Raw genomic sequence first — 23,892 nt, 5'->3', positions numbered from 1 at the left:
AAGCTCACACTACTGGGCGCGGGAGCTGGGCAAAATGGGACATGACGTGCGACTGATGTCGCCGCAATTCGTCAAGCCTTACGTCAAGAGCGGCAAGAACGATGTCAATGATGCCGAAGCGATCTGTGAAGCAGTCAGCCGTCCCAACATGCGCTTTGTGGCGGTCAAAAGTGTCGAGCTGCAAGTGATGCAGGCCGAGCACCGGATACGCGCCCGCCTCATCAAGGCACGCACCGCGTTGAGCAACGAGATACGCGGTCTGCTGGGAGAGTTTGGGATTGTGCTGCCGGTTACGCTGGCGAATTTACACAAGGCGATACCCGAACTGCCTACAAGATGTAACTTAACAAAAACATGCCCGCCTCAGCGGGCATGTTTGAAAGTACGTCAGGATTTATGGCGCTTCTTACTGGGACGAGATTTGGGTTGTGTTTTCATAGAATTAGCCCAGAAGTCAGCCCTATTTTTGCAAAACAGCGCAAAGGAAACGATTGCAAATACGAATATTGGAAAAAGGATCTCGGCTCGCATACTCATGTCCTTTCATAATGGCGGTGAAATAACTCGTTTTCAAATGTCGGGTTCGGAGCGATGTGTTTTGGGCCGCGATGCAACTCTACCTTAACGACATCCTGAACTGCTTTTTTCATCAGGTTGGCGAGGTAATCTCCGATTACAGGGGAGTTTGCTCTTAGTTCTGCTTCGTGCAACGAAATGGCAGGTAGTGAGAATGTGATTCCAGAGCGGGTATGAACAATATAGATGTTGCTTCTCATTTACATTTCTCCTTTTTGTTGGCGTTATTGTCCCTAGGTGGGACGTCTGCGGAGAAATGTGTGGCTCGAATTTTACTAAATTCATTTCGTCTGGACAATCCAAAGAATGCAATTCTTGCAGCAAATTTCGATCAATGTATCCCAAGCCCTCCCCCTGAGAGCGCCGATCGGCAAATAACCCCGGACTAGCCGGGGTTGATTATTTGATTGTCACGATAACCGTGAAATGTAATTTATGTTTGAATTTTGGCTCCTCCAACTCCTCCTGATTGAGGAGGGCAAGAACCAGAATAATAATCCTTCCCAATACTTTCTCCATTTCCGGCAGCAACCGCGCCACCTCCCGATGGGTGCGGGAAGGAGCGGGCCGAAAGGCGGCCGATGGATAAGCGAAGCTGAGCAATCAGCATGACAAAACGCAGTGCTCGCGTAGCGATTGGCGTGATGATTGAAAGTGAGCCCATCGGTCAGCGACTGAGCGCAATGGGCGGCGCGGTTACTGCCGGAAATGGAGAGGCAATCGGGAATTTATTTGGAGTTGAGTGGAACAGGCAGGTCACGTGGACAACTATCACTTGCAGCAAGCCAATTTTGCTACGCGCATCTGGTCGATTGACTTACTATCGGCTGGAGTGCCGTCAAAGAGATCACCTTGGGCAATATGTCGTGGGGGCCAGTTTGCGCTGGAGTGGCTGTCCAGTTTGCCGTGGAACGCGTGTCCAGTTTGGTCTGGAATACGCAAGTTGTTGCAGTCTAGGGCGCGACAGCTTGCTCTAGTGTAGCGATAGGTAAAACAGGCACAGCGACTGATCTACGCAGGCGACAACCCATCTTTTGCTTTGTCGTGTTTGGCATCCACCGCCGCATACAGACCGACTCGCTGCGAGAACTCCACGGCCAAGCGCATCTTGGTGGATTGATGTTGGATACGATACGTGAACCCGCCTTCACAGGCACAAGCCCAATTATGGCTTGTGCCGAAATCCACGCTTCGATCTTCGTGTTTAATCCAAACGGCTAGGCGCGCCTATAGCATAGCCCTGATAACCATCGACTCCCAGCTTGCGCAGCAATTCGAGCTGCTCCGCACTTTCCACGCCGTGTGCGATAGTCATGACTTCCAGAGGCCGAGCTATCTTGACCACCGACGAGATGAAGAACTGGCTCTCCGGACTGGATTCCAGTCGACTGACATACGACGTACTGAGCTTGATATAGGATGGATGCAGAGATTGCAGGTACTCGAACGCCGAGGGATGCAATCCGAAATTATCCACCGCGAAACCAGCCCCGAGCTTGCGCACCTTGCCCACGAACTCGCTCGCAGCACGGAGATCCTGCACTACCGAAAATTCGGCGAACTCGAACACGATGCGTCTGGCCAATGCTGGCTGCTTGCCGAGCTCGGACAACAACCAGTCAACCAGCCCACTGTCACTGATGGAGCGCATCGACAGGTTGATGGCAACTTGCCCTTCCAACAATGGGCGCTCGGGCAGCAAACCGAAAAGCTTCGCCATGAACTTACGGTCTATCGCTGCGACGAGCTGGTGGCGATTGGCCATCATGATGAACTCAGCCGCAGGAACGACCTCGCCACCCTCCCCGCACAGCCGCCCCGTCACCTCGTGCTGCAGTACCACTCCTGCTTGCGCCAGCGATCTTACCGGCTGGGTGTATATCGCAGTCCGCCCCTGCTCAAGAGCATCCGATATGAATTGCTTCCAATACTGCGATCCCTTGATGATGTCTTCCGGCTCCAGGCTATGTTCGAGCAATACCAGGCTTTGTCTCTCTGTCGCCTGCAGCATGGCGGAATCAGCCTCGGACATGAGCCTACCTAGCTCCATACGCTCGCTGCCAAAATAGACCCCACCGCAGCCAAAACTATGACGGACACCCGAAGAGCGGCAAACCACTTCAACAGTTTCAGCCAGGGCACGTCCCAATGCTGTGGACTGCTCCTTCGACAGATTGAGACTGGCAACGACGAGCGTGACACCACCGATCCTGGCCGCCATAAGCGGTTGGCCAACACGGACGGCCGTCAGCGCCTGAGCCAACTCGACGAGGAACCTGTCTCCATTGACATACCCTTGCTCAGTGTTGAACTCCTCAAAATGGGGTAAATGAATCATGAACAACGCACCGGACTGGACATCCGCCGGGGCTTTCAGAATCGCGTCGATCTGAAGCTCAAAACCACGACGATTAGCCAGTCCGGTCAGCGGATCCTGATAGGCCTCCCGCCGAAAGCGATCAGCGATCTGCACTTCTTGATCGATGAAGGCTCGAACCTTGTTGGACAGCGAATTGATCGCACGCACCACGCTGCGCAACTCACGGGCACGCGGTGTATCGGACACCGTCCTGAAATCGCGTTCGCTGATGGACTCGGCGACTGCCTCGATCGACCGCAACGGGCTCAATATCGTTCTAAGGAAATAGTGCAGTAGAATAAGGCTGAGTAGATACAGTCCGAATAACCATGCGGTAGCGGCGCGAGTCGTCGCCCAAAGCTGCCTGTAAGCAAAGTTTGGGTGGCTGGACACGACCACACGCCCCATCTGCCGCCACCCCTTGGTGATCAAGGACTCGGCTGTCGGCACGTCCAGACTGATCCAGTGGGTGAACCATTCCGGCACGTCCGGCGGTGTCGGCGGCAGCTCGCGCAACAACAGCGTCTCCCCTTGTACCGATACCACACGTATCGATCGATAGAAGCCACGGTCGAACGCGGCACCCACGATGGTCTGCACTTTCACCTCATCTCCCGCCTCCATAGCCACCGGCAGGACCAGACCGAGCGAGGTGGCGACATCCTGGGAGTGCGAGGCCAGCTGATCTTGCAGATAGGTGCGCGAGTTGTGGATATAGGTGACCTCAATGACTGCCATGAGCAGCAGAAACAATATGGAGACCGCGATGAACAACTGGCGAAACAATGTCATTTCAATTCCCCTTACATCCTTTGTTCTTGTTCCATTTTCTCGATCAACCCTCGCCACAAGCGGATCTGGCTGGACTTGCCCGCCTTCGCCCCCCCGCCCGCAGCCCACAGATCCTCATCGTTGAAACTATAGATAGGCTCAAGGTCGCGGCGATCCGAGGCCAAGTCGATGCGATCCGTCAGATTATCAAGGATATAAGGTTCGGAGTCTGGCTCCGGATAATAGGCCAACACCATGTGCGGCTCATTCCAGCGCAATGCGCGTACATAAGTGATACGCATCTTGCTGACCGGCACACCCAGCTCCTTCAGGGTAAAATACTTGGCGATCGCGTAATCCTCACAGTCCGCGTGGTTCACTCCAAGCGATTCTATGGGAGTCGCCCAGTAGTCTTCCACTCCCCAGTTAGCCTGGTCCGACAAGTAGGGAACACCGGCCCAGAAGCGGTTGCTTGTATGAATCAGAGAACTTCGACTATCTGGATCGACGGAACGAGAGTCACGCCTTTGCTGCTGTGTGACAACGAACTTACCCCAGGATTGCAGTCGCTCATCGGCCGCACCTCCCCAACGACTCGCAACATAGCGCAGTAACCCGGGAGAGAAATCGATGATGGTGGCATACGCCCATGGCAGGCAAAACGCCATGGCAAAGAGCCCACTTAGCCATCTCAGCAACGTTGCCCGAGCGAGGAGACACCTTGAAAGATTTTGGATGCGACGGTACATCTATCACCAGATAAACAATCCTGCCCAGTCATCGACAAAACAGTGAAAAACTGAAGCCAACCGGAAAATGCATGCCAAAGCATCCGGGAGAGCGTTCTGCGATGTACCACGAGAGTTCCACTCTCAACGGATAGACAATAAAAAAGCCCTGTCCAAAGGCAGGGCTTTTTTAAGAGCACTTAGCTTAGGCGCGACTGACTGGCTTACCTCCGCCACCGCCAGCGGGGATAGGCGTAATAGATGGCCCAGAGCGGCTGAAACCACGAGTCGGAGCAAAACCTCCACGCTCCCCTCCACGTTCACCAGCTTCACCCCTACCACCCGAAGCAGAAGCCTGAGTGATAGATGTCGGATCCGCACCTGCACCGATTGCTGCAGCGACCACGACCTGAGTGTCTGCCCCAGCGGAGATAGCAGCATTAACGATTTCTTGAGCATTACCGCCTGCCACAACTGCCGCTGATACGACCTGAGAAGCATCAGCACCTGCCGCAATCAAAGCACTAACAAGTGCCGACAGATTTGCCGTGCCTTGCATTTGAGCAGCATTGGAAACCACTGTGCCAGCGCTCATCCCAGAAGTGAACTCAGCGACCATCTGACTGGTCGTCGAGGATGCTGTGATCTGAGCCACTGCAACCGACGACAGCCCCAACATCGCCGCCAACGCAACTGCTTTAAACTTAAAGGTTTTCATACAAGCATCCTCGCTAAAAATTATGATTCTCAATAAACCAGAAATCTTGCGCGACTGTACCTGACACTCCCAGATCAGTCAACCACTTATTCCACAGCCAACTTCAATAGCACTGCATTTCTTTTTGCCAAATCAAACAACTGCCTATCTTCACCCGCCAGTACGAGTGAATACTTGTCTCCAATGAACATAATCTGCCTCAGCACCCCGGGCTCCCAAGGTGCTAGCTGGATCGCATGCTTCATCGCCGCCATCATCTGCACCCAGTTCGGGCCGAAACCAGTCGGCATAGCTGGCCGCCCCTCCGGACCGACTGTCTCATCCAAGGACATCAGAAGCTGCATCACAGTCATCTTCCCTGCCCACAGATAACCAGAGTTCGGCCTCAGCCCCAATGCCAACTGATACTCCCGCAAAGCATCACTCAGGTATTCTCTTTGCAACTCCTTATTAATGCCAGAATGGGCTGCTCGAATATAGGAGACCTGAGCCAGATATTCGGGAACGACAGGATTCCCCGGATCGATGCTCCTGACCAGCAGCAAGCGCTGCCTGGCTTTTGCCAACTGCTCCATGGATAGCCTGATCCGCCCCTCATTGAACTTATCAATGTAGGTGGTAGCTTCCAACCGGAGAAAATCCGCCACCCCCACCCGGCCGATAAAAACCACTACGGCCAGTAGCACCAACGTCAAGACCAACTTGACAGAAAACTGCACCAGCCCCTTGCTTCCACCGATACTAATCATTGGCCGATACCCAAGATTCGAGCCGGCGTAGTCTCCAGCAGGCGAGTGGCCAAAGCCGACTTACCCTGCGCCACCAACAAATCCTTCGCTAGGCTCAAATTGGGTGGGCGATGAACCGCATCATGGGCATCAGTCGCCAACACACTGACCCAGTTCTGAGCCAAAAAATACTCAGCCGCCGCTTTCGCCTGAGCTCCGAACTGCCCTACCAGCGAGCCAGCAGTAACTTGCAACATGCAGCCCATATTGATAAACGGCTCGACCTTAGCGTGAGAGCGCATGACCTCCTTGTTTCGTTCGGGATGCGCTATCAGGGGACGAATTTTTTGCGAAAATAACCATTGCACCAACTTATCCGCGCCCACAGGTATTTGCGAATGCGGAAACTCTAGCAACATGATTCGGTAGCCGTCCAATTCACCCAGAAAAGGGGCCTCACCGGCAGTCACCAGATCCACCACCTCGTAGTTGAGCCTCACCTCACCGGCGGGATAGACCTTAAGCGTTATGCCCTTATGCTCCAAGACACGCTGAAAGGCTTCCGTCTTCTTGACAATGTTGGTGCGAGTATTCTCATACCGCCCGACATGCACATGGGGGGTCATCGCTGCGACCGTGATGCCATCCACAACGGCCACGCGAGCAAGCTCCAAAGCCTGCTCGATGGTTTCCGCTCCGTCATCGATACCTGGCAAAAAGTGACAATGCAGATCGATCACCGACACCGCCCAATGTACAAATGATTAAGTCTCTTTGGTGTAATAACCGTCATAGCCATACTTGCCATAGCCGGTATACGCACCGTAATAGGACTCGGCTTTTCTGAAATCGAGCTGGTTCAGGGTGACACCGAACAGCGTGGCCTCGGCTTCAAGCAATGTCTTGATACAACGCTTTGCCAACTGATAAGGTGTTGAATCAGCCTTGACCACGAACACGACCCCAGTCGCCAGCGTCGACAGCACGACCGCATCGCTAACCAACTGCACCGGCGGCGAGTCGATGATGACCATATCATACTGTTCGGAAAGTGATTTCAACAGCTCCTCGAACTTGTGGGAAAGCAGCAGCTCCAGCGGGTTCGGGGGAATGCTACCCGCCGTCACCACATGCAAGGTCGCCCCTTCGATGGTCTGAATGCACTCCTCCAGCATCGCCGTTCCCGTCACCAAGGCAGACAAACCAAGCTTGGCCAGATCAAGGTTCATCACCTTAGCAACCGAGGGCCGACGCATGTCGGCATCGATAAGCAGCACTCGCTTGGTCTGTGAATGAGACAAAGCCAGATTGGAAGAGACCGTAGTCTTGCCCTCTCCTGGCACGGACGAAGTGACCACCAACACCTTGTTTGGACAGTCGATGGCCGACAACAACACCCCTGTGCGCGCAGTACGCACACTCTCGGCGAACACTGAGCGTGGCTCATCCAGATAGTAGCGCCCCATATGCTGGTCATTGTTACCCTCTAGCAAAGGCAAAGTGGACAGGATAGGCTGGCCCAGCTTCAGCTCTGCGTCTTCGGTCGTGCGCACCGTATTGTCTAGACGGTCCAGCAACAGCGCTACCGCCACTCCGAACAAGGTCCCCAGAACAAAGGCAATCGCAATCACCATCGCCTTCTTGGGCTTGACCGGGGAAGTCGCTGGCATCGCCGGATCGATCACACGCCCGACCAGAGCACCGGAATCACCGGTAGCGGTCGTTTCCTTGAAGCGATTCAAGAAAGTTTCGTAGATCTGCTTGTTGGTAGCAACATCGCGCTCCAAAGCCGACAACTCGAAACCTTTCTTGTTTGCGCCCTGGATAGTCCCCTTGGCTTCAGCAACTGCCCCCGCCAATGCAGCCTCGTTGGCACGAGCTACTTCATACTCGCGCTGTAGGCCTGCTACCACAACGTCCACATGGCGCCTCAATCCATCTCGCGCTTGATCCAAGTCAGCTTGAGCCTGAATCATCTTGACGTGCTCCTTACCATAGCGATTGGCCAACTCAGATACCTTGCGCTCCTTCTCAGCCACAACCTCCTTAAGCTTTGCGGCTAACGGGTCTTTCTGCACCACCGGCAACGACTCCAGCGAATCACCAGCATTCTTCACTTGCTTGTACTGGCTCTCGGCTTGCGCACGATTCATGCGAGCATTGACCAAACTGGCCAGCAGGCCCTGCAACTGGTTGGAGGCACCGCTCAACTCCAGGTTACCCGCATCGACGATATGCTCGCGATCTCGATATTCTTGTAGCGCCTGTTCGGATTTTTGCAGGTCGACTTTCAGCCCAGCCAGATGCTCATTCAGCCAGTTACTGGCGCGCTGCGTCATCTGGAACTTCGCCTCCATGTCGCTCTCGACGAACGCTTCAGCAACCGCGTTGGCTATCTTGGCGGATAACTCACTGTCCGATGAATCGTAGCTGACCTTGATCAACTGGCTCAATTTCACCGGCTCCACGATCAGGTGGTCAATCAAATTTGCCGCCACCGCCTCTCGCACTTCGGCTTCCGTCAGCTCCTTGCCCGACACACCCACCGCTGCCAGCGTCGAATGCAGCCAGGAGGTATTGACCCGTGGATCGAAGGCAGGATGCTTGGTCAGCTTCAGCTTATCCACCACCACCTTCGCCAACGAAAGTGATTTGATGATCTCAGACTGGGTCTGTATATATTCTTTACCCTGCCCGATACCGCTGTAGACATCCTCGATGGAAACCACCTTGGTCTTATTCTGCTCGATCAGTATCGTCACGGTTGAGCGATAGATCGGCGTCATCATGAAGACCACCACGGTGGCCAGCAACGTCATCGCCGCCGCCAGCCCCAGGATGCTCCATTTACGCTTGACCACACTACGCCAATAGACCAATAGTTCCAGCTGCTCATCCGCCTGATGGCTGGCACTAAGAATTGAGTGATGTTTTTCGCTATGCAAGACTTCGCTCATCAAAAAAAGCTTTCTTCAACAGTAATCGTATCCCCCGGCCAAACCGAGGAGTTAAGGTCGACTTTGCTGGATGCATTGGCAGCATCACCTTCGCGGACCACAAAAATCTTGCTGGGTGATGCACGCTCACGAAATCCACCTGCGATTGAAACCGCCTTGCGAACGTTCAAACCATGCAGATAGGGGTAACTGCCGGGGCGCTCCACCTGACCATAGATAAAAAATGGCCGGTACTCAACGATAGTCACAGAAACACGCGGGTTGACCAGAAATGCTCCTCGCAAGCCATCCGCAATCCTCACTTCCAACTCACCGACTGTCATCCCGCGTACAAGCAGATCACCGAATGGGAACGAAATCACCCCAGTGTCCGATATGCGCAACTTGTCGCGGCTCATGTCATCCTCGCCGTACACGCTGATGTTCAGGATGTCGCCAGCTCCAAGGCGATAGCCGCTGAGATCGGTACGCCTCTCTGTCGCGCCCGGTGGCGACTCAACAACTACTTGAACTGCTTGAACTGCTTGAACTGGAGGCACCATAGCCACCTTAGGCACCTCGACCTCAGCAAGGGCACGCTGGCTCGATGCCTTTGCCGAATCAAACTGCTGTCCGTTCAAAGTGACTTCCGATACCACTTTCCAGCGCCCATTCACATTCATCCAGGACAGCCTTTTTTTGTCGAACGCATCGGTCACACCAGAATGAAACTCCTGCGCAAAGTAAACATCTATGCGCCCACCACTCTGCGCTACCGTGAACACATCAGACACTTTCACGCTGATGGACTTGGCACGACGGAAAGCATCCTTGCGACGCGTCTCCCACGCTATGCGCCCCAAACCATCCTCCGGCTCGAAGGATCGATCATAGTTATCCAGAAAAGCAATGATGTCTCGCGCCGACCACGCTGCCGCCCACGCATCCACGGCCGCCCGAACTTCCGACTCTTGTCGACTACCTGCCGATGGCGAAGCGACTCCGGTATCGGCCTCCGCCCAGCTCAGCGGGGAAGACAACAGCAGCACAAGCCAAAGAATACGTTTCATCATGTATCTACCCATCAATACCTCGAACCAACCTACATTACGAAACTAGGAATCCGATCCAAAAACAAAGCACCTTGCCGACCAGAACCCAGCGATGCTACAGCTGAAGCCCTCGTCAACAAAGTGCCCGCACCGATTTATTACAGCGAACCTTCGATCGAGAACAACACGATGTTCCGGCTATAAGTGTAGAGCGCATCAGTCGAATTACGATTCTGCCGCTGCAGCTCTACACCACCGCGCAACCAGCGCCGCATCGCATACGAGACCTTGGCTCCGACGTTGCTGCGCTGGTCCACGCGATAGATGCCGGAAAAGGTGTCGGTCGCATTCTGATAGGTGAGTGCAGTTTCAACACCATGCGCCCAATCGTGATTCCACGAAACTCCCATATCGCGCACGATGATGAAATTACCCACATCCATGGTCTCGGTGAAGTTCCGGCCACCCGAGATAGCGATAGATGAATACGTAAGCGGCTTCCACTGCATATCCACATCCCAAGACAGGCCTCGCCCCTTACTGACCAACCCTGAATCGAATTTCTTGCTCATCGAACCGACCATCATAGAACCGCTGGTCTGGGAAGTCGCATCCCAGCTCAAGCCCACTTGAACCTTCTGCTCAGTGCTATTACGTCCGGCAGAGATGAAGTTCTGGTAAACATTGCGCCGTTCGGCCACTTTGAAATTGACATGGGTAGCTACCCCGACCTTGTACAGAAATTTGCCTGCCATATCTCGAGTATCCCGATCATAGGCTACCGTCAGCAAACGGTTGGTGGTATAGCGCTTGGAAGCCATACCCACCTCGAATTCTAATTGGCCCGTCGCCTCAGGTGCACCATAGTGCACGGCACCTTGTGCGGACGGCATCTGCCAATGCTCTGGAGCAGCACCCAAACGGAACGCATTTCGAGGGTCGTGGCCGGACACATAGTCTGCCTTAATACGGGTGTTCAAACGCCCAGTCCATTCGTTCTCAGCTTCAGCTCCCAGCATGTTGTCGTTGAAGTTATCCCTGGAGCTGGAACTGTATCTGGCCCAATTACCGGTGTAATACGCACTGTAGCGCTGCATCGCCCCTTCAGCCACAACTGCCAGGTTAGGATTTACCACCACCAGACTGGAAGACTGAGGCAAGGTGTTCGACAAGCCTACATTGCTATCCCTGCCATACGCCACCCCCAACCAAGGCGTGATCACGAATGGCTCAGCCTTGATACCAGCCGGATCCCATTGCGTCACTGGGGCATACCCGCCCACGCTACGCTTCACCTCAACCGCATGCGCGGCACTCATTGCTGACAATGCACTTATTACCAAGCAACCGATAACCGACTTTTTCATGATTCACCCTTCAAAATTAAAATACTGCTCCGCGACCGATTGTACCTTGATGGCACACGCTCATCCAGCGAGTGCCGTGCCAATCGCTCGTGCTGCGGCCATCCTTGAATCAGATACGGAAGACTAAGCACTACCAAAAACAATGCAGCATTCGTCAGATTCTGCAGATTGAAATCCACGCTACTATGTATCAGCAACTCCACCACGCCCATCAGCGAAGCAAAAGCCATACCTTGTACAAATTGCTCCTGGCTCTTATCCAGCAACAATCGGAACGAACGGTACACGCTGTGCCCGACCAGCACCACCAAGACCAACACCCCCAACAGCCCGACTTCCGCCGCAAACTCGATGAAGTCATCATGGGCATGGTCGTAATAGCCATTCACATCCTGAGGCCGGTAAGGGAAATAGGCCAGGTGGAACGTGCCACCGCCCGTACCCAGCACGGGAAAGTCCCTCACCATATCGAGCGCACGCACCCCTGGGCCGACTCGCTCTTCCAGCGACTCCTCGCGATAGCCGATAGGTGACCGCCCCTCGACCACATCGCCGGACACCCGGGTGCTCACCCGCTCGGCCTCCTCTTTTTCGAGCACGCGCAGATTGGTCGCCTCGATACGGTGCATCACCTTCTCGATACCGACCACGCCGCCCACGATGACCACGTCGAGCACCACCACGCTGGCGATGAACAACATCAGCGCGCGCATCATGTTCGTACGCTCACCGATATGACGGAACGCCAGCCACGCCAGCCCGCCGACCAGTAACAGACTCACGAAGAACGCCGAGTTGCCCATACGCGAACGGCTCGCGATCAGTCCGATCACCATCACGATCAGCATCATCCGCAACACCGCCTTGCTGCTCACCAGCAACGCCAGCCAGCTACGCGCCTTGCCGCGCCAACCTTCCACGCGCGCACCGTCAAGCTTGCCTATCATCAGGCCGATACCGATTGCCAGGATCATCTCCATATAGCCCGCGAAATGGTTGTGATAGACGAACGTCCCTTTCGCCCTGAACCCATGCTCGACATCGACAAAGAACAGCGAATAGTGCGCACCTGCAGCGAACAGCACCACCGCTAGCAACGCCTGCAGCACCCCGGAAAACAGCAACGCCTTGACCAGCCACTCGAAACGCTGCCGACGGTCGATCAAGCGAAACACCAGCCACATCAACAACGCCAGCACCCAAGCCCGGACCAGATAGATGCGGGTCGAGTACACATCCACCGAAAGCGGAGCCATCTCACCCTGAACCACCGGAAATCCGGCCATCGGGTCATGCACCAACCCACTGCGCACCGCGTTAGACAAAGGCAGCAACTGCATCGCCAGCAACACCAGCCACCCCACCATCAACCAAGCCGGGACGCGGGCACGCCGAAAAACGTCGCTCTCCCTCTGCCACCACGACGGCCCTGCCGACCACAGATGCCACACCGCCAGCCCACTCACCAGCAACGCCAGCAGGGCCAGCGCCCATGTGCGATTACTGGCCAAGGGCAAGGGCATGAACACAAAGATGGCGAGCAACGCCCATACCTGGCCTGCCCCTTTGCTGCGACGACTCGTGCTCCGCGTCATATCAATAAACGTTCTTACCCACAAAACCCTTGAACACCGTCATCAGGATGATCTTGATATCCAACCCCAACGACCAATTGCGCACATACTCCAAGTCGCAATCGACTCTACCCTTCATCTTCTCCAGCGTATCCGTCTCCCCGCGCCAGCCGTTCACCTGCGCCCAGCCGGTGATGCCCGGCTTCACCTTGTGGCGCAACATGTAGCCGTGGATGAGTCGCCGGTACTCCTCGTTATGCGCCACCGCATGCGGGCGCGGCCCGACGATGGACATCCGCCCTTGTAGCACATTGATGAACTGCGGCAACTCGTCCAACGAAGTCCTGCGCAGGAAAGCACCGAACGGCGTGACGCGACGGTCGCCCTTGCTCGCCTGCACCACGCTCTCCCCGTCCTCGCACACCGTCATACTGCGGAATTTCCAGACCTCGACCACCTCGCCGTTCAATCCATAGCGCCGCTGCTTGAAGATCACCGGGCCAGCCGAGGTCAGCTTGATGCCCAGCGCGATGAACAGCATCAGGGGCGAGATCAGCATCAGGATCGCCGTACCAATGACCAAATCCTCCAGCCGCTTCCAGGTGCCATCGATGCCGTAGAATGGACTCTCATAGATGCTCACCACCGGCATCCCTGCCAAATTCCCCCAACTGGCATGCATCAGATCAAACACAAACGAATCCGGCACCACATACACCGAAGTCGTGGTATCTGCCAGAGCATCCACCAACTGCACAATGCGCGTCTCGGCATACATCGGTAGCGTGATGTACACGTAATCCAACTTACCCTCACGAGCATCGCGCAGCATGTCCCCCGTATTTCCAATCAACGATAGACGATTCAATGAGAGTCGCCCGATCTCCCGGTCGTCATACACCCCTGCGACACGCAGCCCCATCCAGGGAGCTGCCGCGATCCTGTCTGCCATCTTACGCGCCGTATTCCCTGCCCCCACAAAAGCCAGAACTCGTGTATTCACCCCCCGACTGCGTGCATATTGCGCCTGACCTCGAATCAACAACCGACTACCCAGCAAAACAAGCGGAACAGTAACCGACCAAGCACCGATCAGCCTGCGGGAAAAGTCTGCAGAAATTTTCAGCATGAAAGCCAGAACGATCAGCCCTACCAATGCTGTGGCCCAGACAAGAACAACCTCTCTGGCCTCATCGAATGCGGAACGCATACGCCAAGAACCGTACAGTCCGCGCAACTCGGCAACCACGCTATACAGAATGATTGCTGCCGCTACAGCAAGCATATAAGCCTCGGCCACAACATAACCGACCTTCCACGCCAAAAACAACATGGAAAAGGCAATCACACTGACATCGAAGAGCCGCAGCAGATAGGAAATCTCGGAAGCGTAGGGTCGTAACAGACCGGATGTTTTGAGCTTCATCGTTAAGGGCGCTCCTCGGCAAAGCTACTTTGGGTGCGCATTATCCAGCTTGGCAGCAAAGCACACCATATATCCAAAGTGCTAGTGTATTCCACGCAACGGTAGGGTGAGATTCACCCTAGTTGTAACGATGTGACAGCACACAACTCTCGTTCGAAATCAGCCAACACTGCCTCTTTACTTAAATGCGCCAATGCATATTCGCGCGCCCGACAACCCAAGGTCACGCGCAGCGAGGTATCGGATGCTAGTTTATTGATTGCACGCAATAGTCCATCGACATCTCCCGGCGAAGACACCAAGCCACATTGCCCCACCACTTGCGCCACTTGTGTATCAGGAAAAGCGGTGGCAATCACTGCCCGCCCGCTGGCCAACATGCCTGTCAACTTGGAAGGCATCACCAAGTCCGCCACATCCGCACGCTGAGGTAACAGATGAATGTCCGCCATGTTCAGCAACTCATTCAACTTTTCCATCGGTTTCAAGGGCAGCCACATCACATTCCGCAAGCCGACATAACTCTCCATCAACTGTTGCCGTGCGGCACCGTCACCGCACATCACAAACAGCACATCCGAGGGCACGCCATCAGGCCCATCATCAGTGGCGCGTTCCTGCATCCGCTGCGCCACTTCAAGCACGATCTCCAAACCTTGCTTCTCTCCCATATTGCCAGAATACAAAGCAACTAAACGTTCAGGCGCAATGCCTAACTCCGACCGCAACGGGTTTCTTCCCACCAAAGGTAACACATGATTCGTATCCACCCAGTTTGGAAACAACACCGCATACTCGGCATCCACGCCCTTCATCACCAAACGGCTCGACATATTGACGGATATCGTCGATACCCGATCAAAGCGGCGCATCAACCAACGCTCCACCCACAACACCACATCGCGCAACTTACCGAACGGCAAAATGCCCATATCAAACGCCGCATCCACCTCAAAATCCTGCACGTGCAGCCACGCCTTCGCCCCACACAAGCGCGCCACCAGCGCCGTAGCAGGGGCGCACATCAACGCCGGTTCCGCCACCCACACCACATCCGGTTTCCAAAAGGCCTGACGCAACATCACCGGCAAGCTACTCAACGCAAAGCTCGCCAAATGAATCAAACGCTTCACCCCAGAAGGCCGCGCAGGCACCCACAACGGACAGCGATAAACCACGACAGGAGCACGTTGTAAGTCAGAAAACTCAAATTTATCCTGTCCCTTGCCCCTGATCCCTTGCTCCTCGCTCCCCCACCAATTCGAATACCCATCCGCGATCTTCCATTGCGGATAATAAGGCGGCGCAGTCACCACCCGCACATCGTGGCCCTGCGCAGCCAGCCACTCGGCCATCTCGCCGGTGTACTTGCCGATGCCTGTTAGCTCGGGGGCGTAATTAATGCCGTGGATCAGGATACGCATGGGTCCGAGCTGAGTCTTGGTTTGATCGGCTTTGCCGGGCTACCCTTGCATACCATCATCGCCGGTAAATCATGAAATACTGAGCTACGCGCCCCAACAACTGTGCCCTTGCCAACAGTTACGCCCGGCGCAACAAAAACATCAGTCGCAAGCCACGCCTGCTCACCGATACAAACCTTTTTGTTGAAAATGGGAAAATCGATCTTTGTGTAATCATGTCCAGCAGCGCAAATATACGAATGTTGGGAGACAACAGCGTGGCTGCCAATTTCAATCTCACCCAAGCTATACAAAACAACATCATCCCCAATCCAAGCATGATCACCAATTGTCACTTTCCAAGGATAAGTGACTTTGACCGAGGGACGAATCAAAACGGACTGCCCGATTTTTGCGCCGAATAAGCATAACAACCAACGCCGCCAAGCGAACATAAACTGAGGAGAACAAGCAAACAAGGTAGCCTGGACTAGCCACCATAGCTGCACAACAACGGCAGAGCGACCACGAAAACCTGTTGGCAACCGAAACGAACTAAGATTCTGAATATCCAGCACAATAATCATACCTAAAAAAGTGAGGCAGCAATCTGGGCGCTCATCCAATCGCTCATTTTCGCCAATCCAATAGAAAACTCTACCTTCGGTTTCCATCCGAAGTCTTGTTCAATTTTAGTACAATCCAAATACAACCTTGGAACATCAAATCCACGCCCCGGCAAGTATCTCACCCGCGCAGGTTTGCCCGTCACATACTCTAAGGCATGAATTAATTCATTCAAACTAGTGCCTGCTCCACCGCCAACGTTATATACACCAACAGCGTCAGATTGAACGACTGCAATACAAGCACTAGCAAAGTCTGACGCATGAATATAGTCCCGCACAACAGAACCATCACCCCACACCGAAATTTCTTCCCCCTTGAGCATCCTACTCATAAAAACGGATACTGCACCTTGTCGGCCACGCGGATCTTGCCTAGGCCCATAAGGGTTAGAAAGCCGCAGAACACTATATTTCAGACCATGCAAGACGAAGAACAAATGCAAGTAATGCTCAATGGCCAACTTCGTTACACCGTAAGAGCACAACGGCAAAGTTTGATGACTCTCAGGAATCGGCAACACTTCAGGTATTCCGTAAACCGTCCCCCCTGAGGAGACAAACACCACCCTCTTAACTGTATATTTGACACACATCTCCAACAGCGCAATCGTCTCCACCACATTCGATTGAACATCAAAGATTGGATCATCGTTAGATGTTTGGGGAATCGTGCTTGAAACCAGATGAAACACAAAATCTATTCCACGTTTCAAAATTTGGTCCAATTCGCCCCGATTCCCGAAGTCCGCTTGAAAGAACTCTACTTTTTCGTTTTTCCCTCGGAAGCGCTCCGGCTGTCGATCTAATGCAGTAACTTGATAGCCCTCACCACACAGGGCATCCACAACATAAGAGCCGAGAAAGCCACTACCACCTAAAACTAACGCTTTCATTGACCCTCCTTGTTGCGCACCCAACCACTACTAGTATGCGCACCAGAAATTGCATCCAAGTAACCCTGACGTAGATCACGATAAACTTTCGCCACATCGAAATGCTCTTTAGCGTAGCGCGAAGCAATGCACCCCATTTCACTTAGATTAGTTGAGGGCGAAAGCAGGCTACCTAATGCCAACGCGATTTGATTAACATTGGTATCTACCACCTTAGCAAAGCCTGCTGGCTCCCAGGCCGGATAATGACACTGTCTGGTCATAAGCAATGGCAAGCCCGAGGCCATTGCCTCTTTAAGCGCAATTGAGTCTCCCTCTTGATGCGAAGTTAGAGCAAATATGTCAGCCCCCCCTAGAAATATGGCCTTTTGCTGCCCCAACACCTCACCTACGAATATCACCTGACTTTGCAAACAAGCCCTCTCAACAAGAGCCAACATTTCTTCGTAATATGCCCCGCTTCGATCACCCGCGACTAACAAAACCAATTTTTCAAGGCGCTCATTTTCAAGTGAAGCAATTGCCCGAATCAATAAATCCAGCCCCTTCTTAGGGTGCAATCTGGCCATAAAGAATATGACCGTTTTGTCAACAAGTTGGGGATATAGCTTCTCAAGCTCTTCTCTATCAGGCAAGTTCTCAAACACACTGGTATCAACAGCATTTGGCAGAATAAAAGCATTCGGAAATTTGGAATAAGCCGAAGCCTCTTGCATTTCCTCTTCATGAGTAAAGCAAACAGCAGTGGCCCTATTTAAGTTCCTCTTCTCAATCACAGCTGAATAAATCAACTTTAGCCATTTACTTTGTTTAAGCTGCCAGACATCCAACATCCCATGAGGATTAACGAAATATGGCGTCCCAGTAAGAGATGCCACAACAGAAGCAAAGGTTGTTGGAAATGTCCAAATACCATGAACATGTACGATATCCGCCCACTTCACACACTCATATAGTCGCTTGATTGCATTTAGCTTTGGGACATACCACCTACCACGCGTGAGTTCGATAGAGCCAGGAAATATACGAACATCATCGCTGACAGCCTCCATATACGCACCAATATATTCAGCCACGCGAACAGGGCCACCATACGATGTCTGTCTTGAGGGTACTACATGCAATATTTTCACCTACGTACTCCCTCAAGGCATTTAATTAATTGCACTGCGTAATTTTCAATTGTAAAGAATTCAGATCGAAGGTAAGCATTGCGTGAGTGTTCAGCCAGTAATTCCCTATTGTGATAGTACCTACTTAAACTCGTGATGATAGCCTCGGTACTCATTGCGTCAATAATTAGACCGGAGATGCCATCTTCGATGACTTGACCGCAATTTTTTGTTGCAATTACAGGCACACCACGCGATATAGCCTCCACCTGAACAATACCAAAACCTTCTGAAAGGGTTGGAAACAAAAGTACATCATGCGAATCCAACAAAGACTGCACAACATTGGAGGGGACCGGACCTAGATAATTGCTACTTTTAAATTTGCTCAGCATCCTCGGTTCAATGCGGCAACCGCCCGCTAAAGTAAGGCTAACATCACGACCCGAGTGTCTCATTTGCTCCACGGCTTCTAATGCGTAATGCACACCTTTTCGTAAACTCAAGGTACCTAAAAATAAAACTTTAAGCCTTTTATTTCGATTAATTTCTGTTTTCTGTTTTCGCTCAAATGAGCTAGGAATAGGTAGCACGCTGATAGACCTTTCTCCCAGCCAACTTTGAATCATGTCCCTAGAGTAAGTAGAGTTAACAATGAGATGATCTGCCAGATTTATTTCGTCTTTAACCCTGTCGAAGTATTCAACATTTAATTGTTCTTCACCTTCTCCCCATGCAGAGAATTTATTGCACTCATCATGTATCAACAAATAGTCATTTAAGCCGGGATCAACTTGATCAAGTATTCGCAAGGTACTACTGCCAGCCTGTTGCAAGGCTTCAAAAGTTTCTTTGGCCGCACCCGTAAATGCAATCAGCATATCCAACTTACGCTGAACAACGTCTTCACCGACATAATCGGCAAAGATCGCGCCATATTTCATCAGTAATGACAGTTGCTCATTAAGATGTCTAGCACGTCTAACCTGGACCCGCAACTCGAGACCGAGCCTCGAATAAGTTTGCACTTTACTGGACGGAATATCAGGATGATTTCTACCTAACAACGAAGCGATACCATTGCCCACTCCTGGGAGTTTCCTAAACTTAGAGAGGCTATTGGGAACATATAAATCTGTGTATAAAACATCAAGATGCCCCTGCTGCTGCAGTGCAGCAGGCATACCGTACCTCTCACGTGAGCCGAGGCAAGATATTGCAATTTTTATTTCAGACACCCTGTTGGATGAGGCTAGCTCCTTACCAGAAGAGGGAGGTAGATAGCCAAACTTACGGGCTATCTTGCAAAAGAAAGGAAACTCTTTTTGCAGTAGCTCATCATCATAATAATTTCTTATCCCTTTGTTTTCATCAGCCTCACGGACAAATGGAAAACCATTTTGGTTATGCGGATCGCCATCTTTTTCTAATACACTTTTCATATTTTGACGACTGGAATTTGCGATTGCTTTTTTAATCACATCTGCGTTCACTGTGTAACCAAGCTTTGAATAAATCCTATGTATCTCGCCTGATGGATCTGCGAGCAAGTCTTCATACTTCACAATCAGAGTAGCCATACCATCCCATGACTCAACAAATTGAGCCCAGGCATTAAAACCATAGCGCCAATGTCGACAAAACTCATCGATACTACCAACGTCTCTTTCGCGGGCTTTAGATAAAAAGTTCCTATAGCTTGGAGTAGCCTTAAATGGATCTCTAATGACTATAACGCTTTTGTATTTTGAAAAGCTAGGGACATAAGCAGAGTGAGATTTGAGAAAAACGGGCAAGCCTGCAATATTTCGCATGCCCTGCAAGCCCCTATTTCCTCTAATGGCCGGCGCATATTGATTAATGGTCGAGAATGTTACGCTTTCGCCCCCCTCGCAAAGCGAAGCAACATTGGCAAGAACAAAACGCATCCATGTGTTACCCGATTTGGGGTAAGACGCAAGGATCACAGCTTGCCCACTACAATCCCACGATGGAGCCTCCCACCGCCCTCTAGCAAAGCGCTCAAACTGATAAAATAAATCAAAATCTTTTCGTAAAAGCATGGTCTCTATCCCTTAGCTTCTTTAATCTATACCTTCCCGTTTGAGCTCGCATTGTCTTTAGCTGATTCGAAGACCTTTCGAGCTTGGAGTGTATATACGTCAAATAGAAGTATGGCCCACACGCAAATATCATTCCTTTAAATATCTGTGCCACAGAGCCCCGTGAGAAATAATAATATCCAAGGAACACCGCAATTAGAGCCGCCCCCATCAAGTATTGATTTTTTGTTAATGCGTGCCTACGAATAAACCGTATCAAATAAATTACAACTGCAGCATAAAGCATTACAAAGAAGACAACCCCAAGCCACCCAAATGCCGCATAGTACTCACCATAAAATGGCATTGCCGTCCCAGAGTCTTGCGCTTCCTGTGAGTTAGCAAGCCACCAAGCCGCCTGCTTCAAATGAAGGTATAGATCCTTATCTGGATCAACAAATCTAGGAACAAATTGAGTGATCACCTCAGTAAATGGAGTCAAACCAGCAAAGGGTATTTTTTCTCCAAAAATTGCTAAGGCGGAAGACAGCCCAAAAATAAGATTAGTTTCAGCAAATAAACCATAGAGATACTCATCCATATCCGCGCCTACTAGGGCATCCAAGTCAAAACCGGAAAATTTAACCCTAACAATAGTCATAACGGAGAAAAGAATAACGATGATTAAACCGAATATGAACATCCCTCCCCGCATAAGCAGTTGATTTTTTCTAGGCAAGAAGAACAAATACAATAAGAGCGGGCCGAGCAGCAGTGCTAGCTTTGAACGGAAACCGGATATAACTGCATAAGCAACAAAAACGGATGCCAGCGCAATCCACTTTTTATCAAAGCCCTTACTAACGCCCAAGAAAAGTAATGTGCCAATAGACAAGTCAGAAAATTGAAAAAATATATTTAGAAATGGATCGCTGGTAACAAGCATTTCACTTTCAGCTAAAGCCCCACCAACAATGTAAACATAAGCACAAGAAAGAAAACCTATCCATAAAAGTAATTTGACTCTTGGCATCAATCTTCCAACATCACTTTCACCCTCTAAAAAGCAGTCTCGCTCACTTCTTCCACCTAAAATCGAAATAGTGGCAACTACAATTAAGAAAACCAACACGAATGAATAAATTACTGTCGGAAACTGACCACTCCAATCAATCCCCAAAAATGTTGAATTTTTGAATTCGGTCCAATACCAAGGACCTAACACGCCGTAATAAATAGTAGAAATAGAAAACACCAGCACAAACAGCTTCTCAGGCAATGCATGAAGATAAAATTTCCCTGCAACAAAATATGCCAACAAAATAACAATAAGCGCAGAAATCAACATATCTCGCCTTCAGCCGAACAGCTTTTAGCTAACAGAGTCTGACAGCTATCACAATTGGAGCCCCCCAACCACGCCTCAAACGGCGAACAAAGTTCAGTCGGGCTATAGTTAAGATTCTTGCTTCTCTCCCCGACTTTTTTTGCGGGATTGCCAGCCACAATCGAATACGCAGCCACATCTCGACTCACAACTGCTCCAGCCCCAATTACTGCTCCTTCCCCCACTGTCACTCCAGGTAAAATAATCACGTTGTAAGCAATCCACGCGTAGTCGCCAATTACAATTGGCTTTGCTACCAGAGGCCAAGCAGGGTCTTTGGTAGCATGAGTTCCCGTTAACAGTTGCACATTGCTGTTAACAACTACCCTATTACCAATCTCAATACGCTCATGCAAAGCCAAATGTACTTTAGAACCAATAATGCTTCCTTCCCCAACTTTTAGCCGAGCACATCGGCCATTCAAGTTAATTTTCTCGAAAATAGTAAGGTTGCCAATTTGGACACCTCTAACTTGCAGAGTAATTCGCCTTAACATGATTGCAATAAGTCCTGGCAAATTAAATGCACGCTTTGCCCAAACCTTCAACCATCGCTTAGATAACAAACTTGGGCGCTCGCGGTTTTTCCAAAGATAGAGACAGCTCATAGTTGGTCTAACTTTCGTTCAAACGGATTACTAATGACTAACTTAAGATAGGTAGCCCAACTATCACCCAACAGCTTCAATACACTATTTACTGCCAGGTACAGCATTGGAATTTCAATAAGAAAGGTAGCAAGTCCGGCACCATTAATGCCCAGTTTCGGAATAAGCAAGGCACTCAATCCTAGGCTTCCGGAAGACATAGCAAGGAAAGCAACTGAGATTTTTTTATGGTTATTCGTTGCCATTAATACAACCCAACTTGTTTGCCAAAGCACATTCACCAATGTTGATGCCAACAAAAGAATCATCAATATATGACTCGTCTCGAATGCGTGACGTGTCCACATGCTGACGATAGACTCACCACTTACCCCAAGTACGACAACACCGCCAAGTGCAACCCAGAATGTGATGGATGAGCCTTTTCGATGCAAGTTGGTAATGACATCAAGTTTTCCGGTTCCATAAGCAGCAGAAATTTCTGGCCAAACAGCTTGATTTAGCATTGTAATCATCTGTACCAGCACGCGTGTTAATGTGCGGCATGCTGAAAATAATGCTACGTATGCTGGACCAAGTAACGCACCAACAACCAATACCATACCCTGTAAACTTAAAGCCAATCCAAGCGGGAATGCCATAAATGCAATGGAGGGTTTAAATAGAACCTGCACCCTATGCCAAGATGCATCATGTAAACCTATAGTTAGCCAAGATGCCAGCACACGCAAAACCACCCATAAACCGATTGTTCCTAGCAATCTAATCACAAGCATTACCATCGCAACCAAGAGCAAGTTCCCCCCCAGTACAAGTGTCACAACTGACCCACCCCATTCAGCCAAACGTACTGAGTTATTAAGAATCGTTCCGAGTGCATATCGGCCTATCGCTCTAAAACCAGCAATGAAAACGGCACCTTGCAAACCAAACATAACATAAACCATTAATACAAAAAGCACTTGTGCTGTTTGTACTGGGCTAACGTGACTTACAGAGAGTAGTTGACCAACTGGAAAATTAAAAATAAGCACGGCCACTACGCTGCCAATCAGTGTAGTCACCCCAAATATAAATAGAAAAATACTTTGAAAAACCTCTAATGCACCTTGCTGATCACCTTTTGCAACTCGCATCGTCATGTCGTTTGCCGCAACAGATGCAAAACCAATATCACTCAAACTTAGGTAAGCGGGAATCGCACTCAAAATCAACCACTCACCATACAGTTCAATTCCCCAATAGCGTAGAAATAGCGGCACACTTGCCAATTGAATGACGATGGTCACAAATTGCCCGTAGGCATTTGCACCGAGGTTGCGGATTAGCTTGGCTTTAAGCGACATGCTGATAATTCAAAAACCAGTTCTGCTTACTGTGTAATTACTGCATACGGGTAGTTTGCTCAGCATATCTTGGTAGGACAGCGCGATGCCGTCTCTCAGTTGCATCTGGCGCTTCCAGCCCAGCGCGTTGATGCGACCGACATCCATCAGTTTGCGCATGGTGCCGTCGGGTTTGCTGGTGTCGAAGGTGAGTTTGCCGGTGAAGCCGACGACTTCGGCGACCAGTTCGGCCAGTTC

Annotated in this window: 18 protein-coding genes and 2 pseudogenes; 1 reads left to right on the top strand and 19 read right to left on the bottom strand. The window is 51.2% G+C overall.

Features of this window, described 5'->3' with window-relative positions; all coding sequences use genetic code 11:
• A pseudogene (locus tag DM08_RS12720) lies at positions 1–286 on the top strand (transposase); the annotation flags it as partial.
• Positions 287–1,780: 1,494 nt separating this feature from the next.
• Here the strand turns inward: DM08_RS12720 and DM08_RS11665 are convergent.
• The 19 genes and pseudogenes from DM08_RS11665 to DM08_RS13250 all read right to left on the bottom strand — a co-directional run.
• A complete protein-coding gene (locus DM08_RS11665; RefSeq protein ID WP_035384811.1) occupies positions 1,781–3,727 on the bottom strand; it encodes an EAL domain-containing protein in 1,947 nt (648 codons plus the stop codon).
• An 11-nt stretch (positions 3,728–3,738) separates the two neighbouring features.
• Positions 3,739–4,374 carry a transglutaminase-like cysteine peptidase gene (locus DM08_RS12715; protein ID WP_202593415.1) on the bottom strand — a complete coding sequence of 212 codons (636 nt, stop codon included), beginning with the start codon at positions 4,372–4,374 and terminating at the stop codon, positions 3,739–3,741.
• A gap of 265 nt (positions 4,375–4,639) precedes the next feature.
• On the bottom strand, positions 4,640–5,152 hold the full coding sequence (locus tag DM08_RS12960) for a hypothetical protein (RefSeq protein ID WP_152555837.1): 513 nt from the start codon (positions 5,150–5,152) through the stop codon (positions 4,640–4,642).
• A gap of 86 nt (positions 5,153–5,238) precedes the next feature.
• On the bottom strand, positions 5,239–5,901 hold the full coding sequence (locus DM08_RS11650; RefSeq protein WP_035384809.1) for a hypothetical protein: 663 nt from the start codon (positions 5,899–5,901) through the stop codon (positions 5,239–5,241).
• Positions 5,898–6,620, bottom strand: a complete 723-nt coding sequence (locus DM08_RS11645) for a tyrosine-protein phosphatase (protein ID WP_035384844.1) — start codon at positions 6,618–6,620, stop codon at positions 5,898–5,900. The genes DM08_RS11650 and DM08_RS11645 overlap by 4 nt, the downstream gene beginning before the upstream one ends.
• A 24-nt stretch (positions 6,621–6,644) precedes the next feature.
• Positions 6,645–8,837 carry a GumC family protein gene (locus DM08_RS11640; protein ID WP_051938205.1) on the bottom strand — a complete coding sequence of 731 codons (2,193 nt, stop codon included), beginning with the start codon at positions 8,835–8,837 and terminating at the stop codon, positions 6,645–6,647.
• Positions 8,837–9,889 carry a polysaccharide biosynthesis/export family protein gene (locus DM08_RS13090; RefSeq protein ID WP_202593412.1) on the bottom strand — a complete coding sequence of 351 codons (1,053 nt, stop codon included), beginning with the start codon at positions 9,887–9,889 and terminating at the stop codon, positions 8,837–8,839. Before DM08_RS13090 ends, DM08_RS11640 begins: the two co-directional genes overlap by 1 nt.
• Before the next feature lie 137 nt (positions 9,890–10,026).
• Positions 10,027–11,235, bottom strand: coding sequence for an outer membrane beta-barrel protein (locus tag DM08_RS11630; protein ID WP_081908901.1), 1,209 nt, complete (start codon positions 11,233–11,235; stop codon positions 10,027–10,029).
• Positions 11,232–12,830, bottom strand: coding sequence for an O-antigen ligase family protein (locus tag DM08_RS12410; protein ID WP_081908900.1), 1,599 nt, complete (start codon positions 12,828–12,830; stop codon positions 11,232–11,234). The genes DM08_RS11630 and DM08_RS12410 overlap by 4 nt, the downstream gene beginning before the upstream one ends.
• Before the next feature lies 1 nt (position 12,831).
• The gene (locus DM08_RS11615; RefSeq protein WP_035384805.1) at positions 12,832–14,235 is read right to left on the bottom strand and encodes an undecaprenyl-phosphate glucose phosphotransferase; all 1,404 of its coding nucleotides are present in this window, start codon (positions 14,233–14,235) and stop codon (positions 12,832–12,834) included.
• 113 nt (positions 14,236–14,348) lie between these two features.
• Positions 14,349–15,659 carry a glycosyltransferase WbuB gene (locus tag DM08_RS11610; protein WP_035384804.1) on the bottom strand — a complete coding sequence of 437 codons (1,311 nt, stop codon included), beginning with the start codon at positions 15,657–15,659 and terminating at the stop codon, positions 14,349–14,351.
• Positions 15,647–16,225 carry a putative colanic acid biosynthesis acetyltransferase gene (locus DM08_RS12710; protein WP_081908899.1) on the bottom strand — a complete coding sequence of 193 codons (579 nt, stop codon included), beginning with the start codon at positions 16,223–16,225 and terminating at the stop codon, positions 15,647–15,649. The genes DM08_RS11610 and DM08_RS12710 overlap by 13 nt, the downstream gene beginning before the upstream one ends.
• Before the next feature lie 2 nt (positions 16,226–16,227).
• Positions 16,228–17,160 carry an NAD-dependent epimerase/dehydratase family protein gene (locus DM08_RS12705; RefSeq protein ID WP_081908898.1) on the bottom strand — a complete coding sequence of 311 codons (933 nt, stop codon included), beginning with the start codon at positions 17,158–17,160 and terminating at the stop codon, positions 16,228–16,230.
• Positions 17,157–18,293, bottom strand: coding sequence for a glycosyltransferase (locus DM08_RS11600; protein ID WP_152555836.1), 1,137 nt, complete (start codon positions 18,291–18,293; stop codon positions 17,157–17,159). Before DM08_RS11600 ends, DM08_RS12705 begins: the two co-directional genes overlap by 4 nt.
• A complete protein-coding gene (locus tag DM08_RS12700) occupies positions 18,290–20,335 on the bottom strand; it encodes a glycosyltransferase (RefSeq protein ID WP_081908896.1) in 2,046 nt (681 codons plus the stop codon). The genes DM08_RS11600 and DM08_RS12700 overlap by 4 nt, the downstream gene beginning before the upstream one ends.
• The gene (locus tag DM08_RS11595) at positions 20,313–21,662 is read right to left on the bottom strand and encodes a hypothetical protein (RefSeq protein ID WP_152555835.1); all 1,350 of its coding nucleotides are present in this window, start codon (positions 21,660–21,662) and stop codon (positions 20,313–20,315) included. The genes DM08_RS12700 and DM08_RS11595 overlap by 23 nt, the downstream gene beginning before the upstream one ends.
• Complete coding sequence (locus DM08_RS12695) at positions 21,656–22,309, bottom strand: acyltransferase (protein WP_081908895.1); 654 nt, start codon at positions 22,307–22,309, stop codon at positions 21,656–21,658. Before DM08_RS12695 ends, DM08_RS11595 begins: the two co-directional genes overlap by 7 nt.
• The gene (locus DM08_RS12955; RefSeq protein WP_152555834.1) at positions 22,306–23,655 is read right to left on the bottom strand and encodes a lipopolysaccharide biosynthesis protein; all 1,350 of its coding nucleotides are present in this window, start codon (positions 23,653–23,655) and stop codon (positions 22,306–22,308) included. Before DM08_RS12955 ends, DM08_RS12695 begins: the two co-directional genes overlap by 4 nt.
• A 9-nt stretch (positions 23,656–23,664) precedes the next feature.
• A pseudogene (locus DM08_RS13250) lies at positions 23,665–23,892 on the bottom strand (hypothetical protein); the annotation flags it as partial.

This window comes from Ferriphaselus sp. R-1, assembly GCF_000746095.1.
Taxonomy (GTDB): Bacteria; Pseudomonadota; Gammaproteobacteria; order Burkholderiales; family Gallionellaceae; genus Ferriphaselus.
The sequence above is the reverse complement of the archived record's forward strand: the minus strand, read 5'-3'. Positions and strand labels throughout refer to the sequence as shown.